The organism is Phyllobacterium sp., from assembly GCF_037994405.1.
GTDB lineage: Bacteria > Pseudomonadota > Alphaproteobacteria > Rhizobiales > Rhizobiaceae > Phyllobacterium.
On record NZ_JBBNAN010000362.1, the window covers coordinates 1 to 13,257 of the forward strand.

The following is a 13,257-nucleotide window of genomic DNA, read 5'->3' on the forward strand; positions in this document are numbered from 1 at the left end:
AAAGGGAAGCCTTGCTTGCCAAAATCGGTATAGCGGAGATCGCCACGAACAAGCCAATGCTTGTCCAGCTAAACGCTGGCGGAGGCGGCGCATGGTCGGATGCGAAAGCCGGACGAGGCAAGCAAAAGCGCTATCTAGCCGTAATATACTCTCAGGAAAACTCCTGACTAAAAAATAAACAAAAATAAGTAGTTAACGGAGTGCACCTATCCAACATCCATTGCAGGCACAAACCCGCAATTTGTTGTAATTCGACACATCGCCATGGCGTGGTCCTTGCACTTGAAGGAAAGTTAAACTAAGTAAACTAGACTTAGTTTACTTAAGAAAGCCGTTATGCGAACCGTTAACATTCACGAGGCAAAGACTCACCTTTCCCGTTTGGTCGAACAAGCCGCGAAGGGTGAACCGTTCGTCATCGCCAAGGCTGGGAAGCCCATGGTTAGGGTCATACCCTGGACAGACCTGCAACCGGCCAGCGGCGGTTTGGATTCATGGCGGGACAAATCATGGTTCCTGCGGATTTTGACAGGATGGGCAGCGAAGAGATCGAGCAACTCTTTGACGGTAGCAAATGAAACTATTGCTCGACACGCATCTGCTTTTGTGGGCAGCAGAATCATTTGAGCTTCTACCCGAGAAGGCCCGCTCGCTCATGGCGGATCCATTCAATGAACTCATTTTCAGTCCGGCAAACCTATGGGAGGTAGCTGTCAAATTTGGGCTGGGCCGGCCGGATTTCCAAGTTGATCCAAGATTGCTTCGTCGAGGACTGTTGGACAATGGCTATCAGGAACTGCCAATCGCGAGTGCGCACGCGCGCAGGCAATAGTTGAAGGAATTACGCTGCTAACCGCCGATATCGTTGTCGCTCAGTACCCCGGACCCGTGCAGATTGTATAATCTGGGAAATCACCCGCGCTTTTTGCGCAGGCGGATAATGATATCGACGTTGACGATTTCCATACCTTCCGGCACCGGCGGAAGATTGCCAACCATGGCGGACCCTTGCGGGATGTCGATTACTTCGTTTGCGCCCTCAACGAAAAAGTGATGATGGTCGGAAACATTGGTATCGAAATAGGTCTTCGCCCCCTCAACAGCGAGAATGCGCAGCATTCCGGCCTGGGTAAACTGATGCAGCGTGTTATAGACAGTGGCCAGCGAAACCGGCACATTGGCGCCTAGCGCCTCTTCATGCAGTTCTTCAGCGGAAAGATGCCTGTCACCCTTGGAAAAGATCAGGCTTGCAAGAGCGACACGTTGACGGGTCGGCCGCAATCCTGCAAATCGCAGGCGCTCCTGCAAGGATACATCGGCATCTATCTCATAAGAAATATGCATGGCCCGTCTGCCACTCCGTTAACTGATATCAAAAGTCACACGAGAGACAAATTGTCTATCGTGTTACATGATTGATATATGCTGTCTTGCGGAATCGATCAATAGCCAGCAATTACACCGTTCGTCCAGTCGAAAGCTGGGGATTTTGGGATTGTCTGTCATACGAAATTCGCAGAAGGCTTGATGAAGCCAAGGGTTCCATTTGCCCGTGGTTTGCTCTAGACAGCGTTTTCAGGCGGAAATCCTGTATGATAGGGTCCGCGCGCCGCGTTATGAGCGCAAGCCGTGAACTAACTGATGGGAGACAGAATGCCAGAACAGAAATCAAGCTACGGGTATGAAGAGCTTCTTGCCTGTGCCCGCGGAGAGATGTTCGGTCAAGGCAATGCCCAGTTGCCAGCACCACCAATGCTGATGTTTGACCGCATCACAGAGGTTTCTGAGACAGGCGGCGAAAACGGTAAAGGCTATATCCGCGCCGAATTCGATATTAAGCCTGATCTGTGGTTCTTTGCGTGCCATTTCATCGGCGATCCAGTCATGCCCGGATGCCTCGGCCTCGACGCCATGTGGCAATTGACCGGCTTCTATCTCGGCTGGCTCGGCGAGCCTGGCAAGGGCCGCGCCCTTTCCACCGGTGAAGTCAAGTTCACCGGCATGGTCACGCCGAAAACCAAACTCGTTGAGTATGGCATCGACTTCAAGCGCGTCATGCGCGGCAGATTGGTGCTTGGCATTGCCGACGGCTGGTTAAAGGCGGACGGCGAGACTATCTATAAAGCTACTGACCTGCGGGTTGGCCTGTTCAAGGAAAGCGCTGCCTGAGCCTTCAGGCGGAGCAACACCTTCAAGGAGATCGCGATGCGGCGAGTGGTTGTGACGGGCATGGGTATCGTGTCCTCTATCGGCAATAATGTGCAGGAGGTGCTTGAATCGCTCCGCACAGCGAAATCGGGAATTGTCTTTGCCGAGGAATATGCAAAGCATGGTTTTCGCAGCCAGGTCCATGGCGCGCCCACACTCGATCCGTCAACGCTGGTAGACCGCAGGGCCATGCGTTTCCACGGCGGCGGAACTGCCTGGAACCATGTGGCGATGGACCAGGCGATTGCCGATGCAGGCCTCGATACGGACCTGATTTCCAACGAACGCACCGGCATCATCATGGGATCGGGCGGCTCGTCAACCCGAACGATCTTTGAATCCGCCGAGAAGACCATCGAGACGGGATCGAGCAAGAAGGTCGGCCCGTTTGCCGTGCCGAAAGCCATGTCCTCGACTGCCTCGGCGACGCTTGCCACCTGGTTCAAGATCAAGGGCGTCAACTATTCCATCTCGTCGGCCTGCGCGACTTCGAACCATTGCGTCGGCAACGCTTTTGAGATGATTCAGTACGGCAAACAGGACATGATGTTTGCTGGCGGCTGCGAGGATCTCGACTGGACCCTGTCGGTGCTGTTTGACGGCATGGGCGCCATGTCATCCAAATTCAATGACCGGCCTTCCGTGGCCTCCCGCGCCTATGACAAGAACCGCGATGGCTTCGTTATTTCCGGCGGGGCCGGCGTTCTGGTTCTGGAAGAACTGGAACATGCCAAGGCGCGCGGCGCCAAGATCTATGGCGAGCTCGTCGGCTACGGCGTGACCTCGGACGGCGCCGACATGGTCGCGCCGAGCGGGGAAGGTGCGGCACGCTGCATGCGCATGGCGATCGCCAACGTCAAGGGCCCGATCGACTACATCAATCCGCATGCCACCTCGACACCCGTAGGCGACCTGAAAGAAATCGAGGCCATCCGCGAAGTCTTTGGTTCGGGCAACCAATGCCCGCCCATCTCAGCGACCAAATCGCTGACCGGACATTCGCAGGGCGCGACGGGCGTGCACGAATCGATCTATTCGCTGCTCATGATGAACAATGACTTCATCGCCGAGAGTGCCAATATCGAAGAACTCGATCCGGCATTCGGGGATATGCCTATCGCACGCAAGCGGATCGACAATGTCAAACTGAACACGGTCCTGACCAATTCCTTCGGATTTGGCGGCACGAATGCATCGCTGGTCTACCAGCGCTACGAGGGTTGAGGGTACAAAATGGGTGATTTGATGAAGGGCAAGCGCGGTCTCATCATGGGGGTCGCGAACAGCCATTCCATTGCCTGGGGAATCGCCAAGGAACTGGCCCACAACGGCGCCGAACTTGCCTTTACCTATCAGGGCGAGGCTTTCGGCAAGCGCGTTGCGCCACTGGCCGAGCAACTTGGCTCGAAGCTGCTGCTACCTTGCGATGTCGAGGACATCGCAACCGTGGACGCGGTGTTCGAAACGCTGGAAAAGGAATGGGGCAGCGTCGACTTCGTCGTCCATGCCATTGGCTTTTCCGACAAGTCGCAGCTGAAGGGCCGCTATGCCGATGTGACGACGCGCGACAATTTCAGCCGAACCATGGTGATCTCGGCTTACTCCTTCACGGAGATCTCGCAGCGCGCCTCGAAGCTGATGACCGACGGTGGTTCGATCCTGACGCTGACTTATGGCGGGTCGACACGGGTCATGCCCAATTACAATGTGATGGGTGTTGCCAAGGCTGCTCTTGAAGCGATGGTGCGTTACCTGGCCGCCGACTACGGTCCTGACGGCATTCGCGTCAATGCAATTTCTGCGGGTCCTGTGCGGACTTTGGCGGGAGCCGGCATCGGTGATGCCCGTGCCATGTTCTCCTATCAGAAGCGCAATGCACCGCTGCGGCGTACTGTCGACATCGAGGACGTCGGCCGGTCGGCGCTCTACCTGCTGTCGGACCTTTCAAGTGGCGTCACCGGCGAGATCCACTATGTGGATTCGGGCTACAACATCGTGTCGATGCCAACCCTGGAAGAGCTGAAGAAGTCGGATGACAGCAAGGAATAATTCTTGCACGTCCTGCCGCTGAACGATGAGAAGATCTGCACGGGTTTGTGCGAAAACCACGCTAAAAACCCGCAAAAATGAGAAAAGAACCGGCCAAAATGGGACAAGTTTCTCCACCCTTGGTGGCAAAACAGTTGTCCCGGGTAGAAATTACTTCCTTGCCTCGATGATCTTGTAACCGGCGTTATCCTCGAGCGGCAGCACTGATTTGAACAGTGCCTTCAAACCTGCCTCGTAGGGCATCTGCCGGTTCGCGACCAGCAATAGCTTGCCGCCCGGCTTCAGCCGCTTGGCGGCGACCGCGATGAAGCCCTGCCCCATGGTCGGGTCGGCGCTGCGCCCGGCATGAAATGGCGGGTTCATGACGATTGTATCGTATATCTCTGTAATCGCTTCACTATTGACGTCGTTCCAGTGGAACGCCACCGGTATTTCAGTGCTGATAACGTTCAGTTTGGCCGCTTCCAGCGCCTCAAAATCGGCTTCATAAAGGGCTAGTGACTTGAGCTTTTCCGGATGGTTCAGCACTTGGCTGGCAAGATAACCCCAGCCCGCACCGAAGTCCGCCACGTGACCGCTGATCCGCCCTTCGAAATGCTTGACCAGCATGGCCGATCCCTTGTCGATGGCAGTGTGAGAGAACATGCCAGGACCCGTCGTGAAGCGGCCTTCGAGCTTGGTCGGCTCGGCTACAAGCGATTGAATTTTATCAATATTCAGCTCGCCCGGCCGCGTGAACCAGAAGGCCACCGCGTGGTGCTTCGACAGTCTGTCGATGACCGGAACAAGCCCCTCGACCGTCTTGCGGAAGCTGTCGACACCAAGCTTCTTGTCGCCCGAAACCACGATCGTGCCGCCCGGGACAACATGGCTCAACGCCTGCGCCAGCCATGATTCATTACGGCCGCGATGCTTGCCGATCAGGATCAGCGCGCCGTCGAACCGTTCCTCGCCCTCAAACCGTGGGACGGCATTGAAACCTGCCTTTTGCAATGCAAGGTAGTCGGGTTTGAACGGCTGCAGGCAGGTCAGGACACCGTGCCACTCGCTGGCGATATTACGATCTGCCTCGGCACCAAGGAACAACCACCGGGCACCCTTGTCAGGCGCAGGCAGTATCTCGTCTTCGAAGGGCAGGAAAAGCGTCTGAAGCGCGCCGCTGGCCATGGCTATATCCATCTGCAATCAAGTCATTATAAGAAAAAAGCGCGCCACGGGGGCGCGCTTTTTCTTGGTCTATTCAAGAATTTATTCTGCGTCTTCTTCAGCAGCCTTCTTTTCCTGAACGACTTCCTTGCCGGTTTCCTGATCGACAACCTTCATCGACAGACGAACCTTGCCGCGTTCGTCGAAGCCCATGAGCTTGACCCAGACCTTCTGGCCTTCCTTGACAACGTCGGAGGTCTTGGCAACGCGTTCCGAAGCGAGCTGCGAGATATGGACGAGACCATCGCGCGGTCCAAAGAAGTTGACGAATGCGCCGAAGTCGGCGGTCTTGACGACCGTGCCTTCGTAGATTTCGCCGACTTCCGGCTCGGCAACGATGGAATGGATCCACTTGCGGGCAGCTTCGATTTCCTTGGCCGAGGACGATGCGATCTTGACCGTGCCATCATCTTCGATGTTGATCTTCGCGCCAGTCTTTTCGACGATTTCGCGAATGACCTTGCCGCCGGAACCGATGACGTCACGGATCTTGTCGGTCGGAATGTTCATGACTTCGATGCGCGGTGCAAATTCGCCAAGCTCTGAACGGCCTTCGGTAATGGCCTTGGCCATTTCGCCGAGGATATGGATACGGCCGTCCTTGGCCTGGGCCAGGGCAACCTTCATGATCTCTTCGGTGATACCGTCGATCTTGATGTCCATCTGCAGGGCAGTGATACCGCCTTGCGTGCCGGCAACCTTGAAATCCATGTCGCCGAGATGATCTTCATCGCCGAGGATGTCGGAGAGAACAGCGAACTTCTCGCCTTCGAGGATCAGGCCCATGGCGATACCGGCAACCGGACGCAGTAGCGGAACACCCGCATCCATCAGAGCCAGCGATGTGCCGCAAACCGTTGCCATCGACGACGAACCGTTGGATTCGGTGATCTCGGAGACTGTACGGAGCGTATAGGGGAACTGTTCCTTGGCAGGCAGAACCGGATGGATAGCGCGCCATGCGAGCTTGCCGTGACCGATTTCACGGCGGCCGGGCGAACCCATGCGTCCTGTTTCACCGACCGAATAAGGCGGGAAATTGTAGTGAAGCATGAAAGTTTCTTTGTACATGCCGGTCAGCGAGTCGACATACTGCTCGTCTTCGCCGGTGCCGAGCGTTGCAACCACGATGGCCTGTGTTTCACCGCGGGTGAACAGGGCCGAACCATGGGTGCGCGGCAGGAGGCCGACTTCGGAAACGATCGGGCGCACGGTCTTCAGGTCACGGCCATCGATACGGCCGCCAGTGTCGAGAATGTTCCAACGAACGATCTTCGCCTGAACCGACTTGAAGACAGTTGCGATCTGCTCAGCAGAAAACTCAGGCTCTTCAACGCCTTCCGGGAAGAAATGCGCCTTAACCTTGGCCTTGGCGGCATCGACGGCTGCATAGCGCTGCTGCTTGTCGGTGATCTTGTAGGCGTCGCGCAGATCGGCTTCGGCAACTTTCAGCACTGCGGCTTCGACTGCAGAAAGGTCTTCTGCGTGGAAGTCGCGTGGCTCTTTGGCGGCAACTTCGGCCAGCTTGATGATCGCGTCGATCACCGGCTGGAAGTTTTTGTGGCCGAACATGACGGCGCCGAGCATGACGTCTTCAGCCAATTCCTTGGCTTCCGATTCAACCATCAGAACGGCATCGCCTGTACCGGCAACAACCAGATCGAGGCTCGATTCAACCATTTCATCAACGGTCGGGTTCAGCTTGTATTCGCCGCCGATGTAGCCGACGCGTGCGCCGCCGATCGGGCCCATGAAAGGCACGCCGGAAAGCGTCAGGGCAGCGGAAGCACCGATCATCGAGACGATATCGGGGTTGTTTTCGAGATCATGCTGGATAACTGTCAGAACAACCTGTGTGTCGTTCTTGTAGCCTTCAGCGAAGAGCGGGCGGATCGGGCGGTCGATCAGGCGCGAAACCAGCGTTTCGTTCTCGCTCGGACGGCCTTCACGCTTGAAATAGCCACCTGGGATCTTGCCGGCGGCGTAAGTCTTTTCCTGATAGTTGACTGTCAGAGGGAAGAAGTCCTGGCCTGGCTTCGGTTCCTTGGCGGAAACGACGGTAGCGAGTACGACAGTCTCACCGTAGGTGGCGAGAACAGCCCCGTCAGCCTGACGGGCGATCTTGCCGGTTTCCAGAATGAGCGGACGTCCGCCCCATTCGATTTCAACTTTATGTTGATTAAACATGTCTTGTCCTTCAGTGGGGAAAGACGCGCACCCCTTTGGTAGCAGCATCCTTCGCCCGTTTCGTTTCAGACCAATCACGGGCAAGACAACGTGCAACTCGTTGCCTCGAGTTGCCTGCAATCCTGCCCCATGACCTGCCTCATGGTAGTTTTCACCCCCATATGGAGATGAGAAAGACCGGCGGAGCGCAATGCGCATCCGCCGGTCCAATCTGTTAGCGGCGCAGGCCGAGCTTTTCGATCAGCGTCTGGTAGCGGTCCTGGTCAACTTTCTTGAGATAATCAAGAAGGCTGCGGCGCGTCGAGACGAGCTTGAGCAGACCACGGCGGGAATGGTTGTCCTTCTTGTGGTCCTTGAAGTGCTCGGTCAGGTTGACAATGCGCTCTGTCAGAACGGCAACCTGGACTTCGGGAGAACCGGTATCGCCTGGCTTTGTTGCATATTCAGAGATCACTGCCTGCTTGCGTTCAGCGGTTATCGACATCGTTTATCCTTTCTTTTGAAGAGGAAAACAGGATGCCCACGGCCGGGATGTCGTCCAGCGGGGGCCGGTTAAAGCGAAAGCAAAGCCTATCGCTGCGGGCCGTATAGTCGAAAACGGGGCAAATTACCAGCCGCAAATGTTTCTGGCCATTTTCAGGCCGTAAATACGCGCTTCGGCTTGAACTGGCCCTGTTCGATGAAACCGATCGCCAGAAGCTTGCCTTTGCTGGTCACGCAGGCCTCGTCGGCTTCCACCGGCGCATCGCGTCCGCGCAGGATTACCGGGTTGCCCATGCGAATGCGATGGGCCTGATCGTCGGAGACCGCAACCTGTGGCAGGCTTTCCAGTGCTGCGCCCGTATCAATCAGGAACGCGTCCATCACCTTAAAGCGCGCGGCGAGCCGTTCGTAGGAGCGGTCCTCACCTTCTTCCTCGGTCGGAACAGGTGGATGTGCCGCCTCCAGTTCTGCGAGCGTAACGAAATCGGACTCGTCGAAGGGGGCGACCTCGATACGGCGCAGATCGGAAATATGGCCGTAGCAACCGAGATCGCGCCCCATATCGCGTGCCAGCGAGCGGACATAGGTGCCCTTGCCGCATTCAACTTTGAAGACCGCCGTCGAATCATCGGGACGTTCTATCAATTCCAGCCGATCGATCTCGACCTCGCGGGCGGGGATTTCGATCTCTTCGCCACCACGTGCCAGATCATAGGCGCGCTCACCGGCGATCTTGATGGCGGAAAATTTCGGCGGTGTCTGGAGAATAATGCCCGTATATTTCGGCAGCAGGGCCTTAATGGCGGCTTCATCAGGACGGATGTCAGACGTAACGGTCACCTCGCCCTCAAGATCGTCAGTCGTGCGCTCGGCACCCCAGGTGACGGTAAAGTGATAGATCTTTGTCCCATCCATGACATAGGGAACGGTCTTGGTTGCCTCGCCGAGTGCAATCGGCAACATGCCTGACGCAAGCGGATCAAGCGTGCCGGCGTGGCCTGCCTTTTCTGCCTTGAACAGCCATTTGATCTTGGAAACAGCCTCGGTCGACCCCATGCCCTTCGGCTTGTCGAAGATCAGCCAGCCGGAAACCGGACGGCCTTTTTTCTTGCGTTGCCTTGCCATTTAATCGTTACCATCCCCGCCATGACCTGGCACATCGCCAGGGTTGGGATCGCCACCATCATCGTCGTCATCGTGATCTGCGAGATCGCGCGTGACTTCCGGCTTGCGCAGGAGCGCGTCGATCTTGGCGTAATTGTCGAAGCTCGTATCAATGCGGAACCGGAATTCCGGCATATATTTCATCTGCTTGAGATATACAGCCGCCCGGCCGCGAATGAACTTTGAATTCTTGTTCAGCGCACTGATGACACCATCGCTGTCCGCGGCACCAATCGGCGAGACAAAGCAGGTGGCAATTTTCAAATCCGGAGACATCCGCACTTCGGAAATAGCAATAACAGCATTTTCCAGCGTGTCATCGCGCACATCACCGCGCTGAAGCACCTGGGAAACCGCATGGCGCACCTGTTCACTGACGCGCAGCTGGCGTTGGGAGGGGCCGGATGATGAAGCAAAACGAGCCATTATTGTCATATCCAAATAAACGAGAGATCGCCGGTTTTAATCCCGGCGATCTGTCATCGATGATTGAGACGCTGCTGATTAGAGCGTGCGGGTTACATGCTCGACGCGGAAAGCTTCGATCGTATCGCCTGCGCGAATATCGTCGTAGTTCTCGAACGCCATACCGCATTCCTGGCCCGCTGGCACTTCGGAGACTTCGTCCTTGAAGCGCTTGAGCGTCTTGAGCTTGCCTTCGTGGATGACAACGTTGTCACGGATAAGGCGTACACCGGCACCACGTTCAACCTTACCTTCCGTAACACGGCAACCGGCAACCTTACCGACCTTGGTAATGTTGAAGACTTCGAGAATCTCCGCATTGCCGAGGAATGTTTCGCGGCGTTCTGGCGACAGAAGACCGGACATTGCCGCTTTCACATCGTCCACGAGATCGTAGATGATGTTGTAGTAGCGGATCTCGATGCCTTCGCGTTCGGCGAGGTCACGCGCCTGCTTGTTGGCGCGAACGTTGAAGCCGATGATTGCGGCATTCGACGCCTCCGCGAGGGCAATATCGCTCTCGGTGATACCGCCAGCACCCGAATGGATGACGCGTGCCCGCACTTCGTCGGTTCCAAGCTTGTCGAGTGCACCGGCAATGGCTTCGATGGAACCCTGCACGTCACCCTTGATGAGGAGCGGGAATTCCTTCAGGCCAGTTACCTGCAGCTGGCTCATCATCTGTTCGAGCGAACCGCGCGAACCAGCCTGCTTCGCGACAGCCTTTTCACGAGCAAGACGCGTGCGATATTCGGAGATCTCGCGTGCCTTGGCCTCGTTTTCGACAATAGCGAAGCGATCACCGGCCTGCGGCGGACCCTGGAGACCAAGGACCTCAACCGGCGTCGCCGGTCCGGCTTCCTTCATGTTCTCACCCCGGTCATTGACCAGCGCACGAACACGACCCCATTCGCTGCCAGCAACGATAATATCGCCTGGGTGCAAGGTGCCCTTTTGAACGAGCACAGTAGCAACAGAACCGCGGCCGCGCTCGAGCTTGGCTTCGATGACAACACCTTCAGCCGTACGCGTCGGATCAGCCTTCAGGTCGAGAATTTCAGCCTGCAGCAGGATGGCTTCGAGCAGCTTGTCGAGGCCAACACCAGTCTTTGCCGAAACTTCGACGTCAAGCGTTTCACCGCCCATCGATTCGACGAAGACTTCATGCTGAAGCAGGCCGTTGCGGACCTTCTGGGGATCAGCCGACGGCTTATCGATCTTGTTGATCGCAACGATGATCGGAACACCTGCCGCCTTGGCATGGTTGATCGATTCGATCGTCTGCGGCATGACGCTGTCATCCGCTGCGACAACGAGAATGGCGATATCGGTTGCCTGCGCGCCGCGAGCACGCATAGCCGTAAAGGCAGCGTGGCCAGGCGTATCAATGAAGGTGATCTTCTGGCCGTTCTGTTCGACCTGATAGGCACCGATGTGCTGAGTGATGCCACCAGCTTCGCCGGAAACGACATTGGCCTTGCGGATGGCGTCGAGCAGCGAAGTCTTGCCGTGATCGACGTGACCCATGATGGTAACGACGGGCGGGCGCGGCTCGAATGCAGCTTCGTCGTCCTGCACATTGAAGATACCTTCTTCAACATCGGACTCCGCAACGCGGCGAACTGTGTGACCGAATTCTTCGGCGATCAGCTGAGCCGTATCGGCGTCGATCAGGTCGCCCGGCTTCATCATCTGGCCTTCCTTCATCAGGAATTTGATGACGTCGACCGACCGCTCAGCCATACGCTGCGCGAGCTCCTGGATCGTGATGGTCTCTGGCAAAACCACTTCGCGCGCGATTTTCTCGCGGCTTTCCTGCTGCATGCCGCGCTTGAATTTCTCCTGGCGACGACGCATGGCCGAGAGCGAACGGCTACGGCCTTCATCATTGAGCGCAGAGCCCAATGTCAGCTTGCCACGGCGGCGTTCATCTTCGCCCTTGACGACCTTGGGTGCGCGGACTTCCGGCTTGGCTGGTGCAGCACTGCTGCGACGACCCGCTCCGACGGGACCGCGGCGATCGTCGTCCTCCTCAGCCGCATTCGGCCTACGCACCGGCGCTTTGGCCGTAGCATCGTCTGTTGCCTTGACTTCAGGCTGACGCTTGCGGGATTCCTCTTCCGCCTTATGCTTGGCTTCGGCTTCCTTGCGAAGGCGCTCTTCTTCCTCAGCCTGACGGCGCGCGGAATCTTCGCGCTCCTTGGCGCGCAATGCCTCTTCTTCGGCACGGCGGGCCGCTTCAAGGGCAGCTTTGGCGCGATCCTCAGCGTCACGGGCTTTCGACCCTTCCAGCGCCTTGCGGCGCGCTTCAAGTTCAGCGCTCGAGAGCGTATTCAACACCATGCCGGAACGATCATTCGGACGCTGGCCAGCTGGACGATACGGTTGCTGTCCGCCCGGACGCTGCTGCTGCGACGGTGCCGCTGGACGTATGCTTGGCTGTGCAGCTGGCGCAGCTGTAGCGGGCGCTGCCGGACGTGGCGCTGCAGGTGCACTCGCTTGCGGTGAAGCTGGCTGAGGCGCAGGGCGCACAGGCGCAGCAGCTGCGGGGGCAGGGGCTGCAACCGGCGACGGTGCAGGCGCCGGCGCCGCGGCGGCAGGAGGCGCAACCTCCGGCTTGTGGTCCGGAAGGCTAAACTTGCGCTTCTTGGTTTCAACGACAACAGACTTCGTCCGCCCGTGACTGAAATTCTGGCGCACCGTGCTCTGCTCAACACCAGGCCGCTTCAGGGTCAGGGTTTTCTTGTTGACGCCAAGCGTCTTGTCGTCTGTCGATTTTGTATCGCTCATTCCGTTTCCGTTTCCTTCGCGGCAGCTGCCGCTTTAGCGTCGGCCTGATCGTCACGGCCATCGCGAAAATGCTGTAGCAGCCAGGCTCGTTTAACGAACCCGGCAGCTGCCGTTCCCTTGAGTACGGCAGCATGTATCACATTTACCCCACCCAATGCCAAATCCATTTCACTGCTTTCGAACAATGAAAGGGCGGGTATTTCCGGCCCGCCCGCATAAACAACCGAACGGCGGGCCTGGTCAAGTTTGCGGACACCATCTTCCGCCGCTTCAAACGCATGAAGGACGAGAGCGGCAGTGCCGTTGCGGATGGCGGCGTCCACTTTTGCGGCCCCTGTTACCACAACACCGGCCTTGCGCGCCAACCCAAAACTTCCGAGCGCTGTTTTTACAAGCATCTGGTCCACGACCTGTCCGAAATTATCCGGAACGATGACATTGCTTTTTAAACCACGCGGAAAGAGCTTTCGCTTGACCGCCTCATCAATATAGCGCCGCTGGGCTTTCACCCAACACCCCCGGCCAGGAAGATTGCGCTTTAAATCCGCCACAACCGTCCCATCGGGGCCAGCGACGAACCGGATCATATCATCGACAGTACCGCTTTCACGCGTGACAATGCACGTCCTGTCGTTCATTTCCGGTTCCAAGCCTTGATCGCCCTTCTTCATCTCCGCATGACCTTGCTCGAAGTATCATGCACCT

The 13,257-nt window shown here is 57.1% G+C and carries 11 protein-coding genes and 1 pseudogene; 4 read left to right on the plus strand and 8 right to left on the minus strand.

Annotated elements, in window-relative coordinates; translation table 11 throughout:
- The first annotated feature begins 336 nt into the window (after positions 1–336).
- Positions 337–578: pseudogene (locus AAAC48_RS20025) on the plus strand (type II toxin-antitoxin system prevent-host-death family antitoxin).
- Positions 579–912: 334 nt separating this feature from the next.
- Here AAAC48_RS20025 and irrA read toward each other — a convergent pair.
- A complete protein-coding gene (gene irrA / locus AAAC48_RS20030; RefSeq protein WP_340655868.1) occupies positions 913–1,344 on the minus strand; it encodes an iron response transcriptional regulator IrrA in 432 nt (143 codons plus the stop codon).
- Between the two features lie 309 nt (positions 1,345–1,653).
- On the opposite strand from irrA, the gene fabA reads away from it, so the two are divergent.
- The 3 genes from fabA to fabI are packed head-to-tail and all read left to right on the plus strand — an operon-like array spanning position 1,654 to position 4,257.
- Positions 1,654–2,169 (plus strand): 3-hydroxyacyl-[acyl-carrier-protein] dehydratase FabA, encoded by a 516-nt coding sequence (gene fabA / locus AAAC48_RS20035; protein ID WP_340655869.1) that lies wholly within the window; start codon positions 1,654–1,656, stop codon positions 2,167–2,169.
- Positions 2,170–2,205: 36 nt separating this feature from the next.
- Entirely contained in the window at positions 2,206–3,432 is a 1,227-nt protein-coding gene (gene fabB / locus AAAC48_RS20040) for a beta-ketoacyl-ACP synthase I (protein WP_340655870.1), read from the plus strand.
- A 9-nt stretch (positions 3,433–3,441) separates the two neighbouring features.
- Complete coding sequence (gene fabI / locus AAAC48_RS20045; protein ID WP_340655871.1) at positions 3,442–4,257, plus strand: enoyl-ACP reductase FabI; 816 nt, start codon at positions 3,442–3,444, stop codon at positions 4,255–4,257.
- A gap of 150 nt (positions 4,258–4,407) precedes the next feature.
- Here the strand turns inward: fabI and AAAC48_RS20050 are convergent, their stop codons facing one another.
- From AAAC48_RS20050 to AAAC48_RS20080, 7 genes are all read right to left on the minus strand, one after another.
- On the minus strand, positions 4,408–5,424 hold the full coding sequence (locus AAAC48_RS20050) for a class I SAM-dependent methyltransferase (protein WP_340655872.1): 1,017 nt from the start codon (positions 5,422–5,424) through the stop codon (positions 4,408–4,410).
- Between the two features lie 81 nt (positions 5,425–5,505).
- A complete protein-coding gene (gene pnp, locus AAAC48_RS20055) occupies positions 5,506–7,650 on the minus strand; it encodes a polyribonucleotide nucleotidyltransferase (RefSeq protein WP_340655873.1) in 2,145 nt (714 codons plus the stop codon).
- 214 nt (positions 7,651–7,864) lie between these two features.
- Entirely contained in the window at positions 7,865–8,134 is a 270-nt protein-coding gene (gene rpsO / locus AAAC48_RS20060; RefSeq protein WP_340655874.1) for a 30S ribosomal protein S15, read from the minus strand.
- A gap of 152 nt (positions 8,135–8,286) precedes the next feature.
- Complete coding sequence (gene truB / locus AAAC48_RS20065) at positions 8,287–9,258, minus strand: tRNA pseudouridine(55) synthase TruB (protein ID WP_340655875.1); 972 nt, start codon at positions 9,256–9,258, stop codon at positions 8,287–8,289.
- Entirely contained in the window at positions 9,259–9,723 is a 465-nt protein-coding gene (gene rbfA, locus AAAC48_RS20070; RefSeq protein ID WP_340655876.1) for a 30S ribosome-binding factor RbfA, read from the minus strand.
- 78 nt (positions 9,724–9,801) lie between these two features.
- Complete coding sequence (gene infB / locus AAAC48_RS20075; RefSeq protein WP_340655877.1) at positions 9,802–12,552, minus strand: translation initiation factor IF-2; 2,751 nt, start codon at positions 12,550–12,552, stop codon at positions 9,802–9,804.
- Complete coding sequence (locus AAAC48_RS20080) at positions 12,549–13,223, minus strand: RNA-binding protein (protein WP_340655878.1); 675 nt, start codon at positions 13,221–13,223, stop codon at positions 12,549–12,551. Before AAAC48_RS20080 ends, infB begins: the two co-directional genes overlap by 4 nt.
- Positions 13,224–13,257 lie beyond the last annotated feature (34 nt).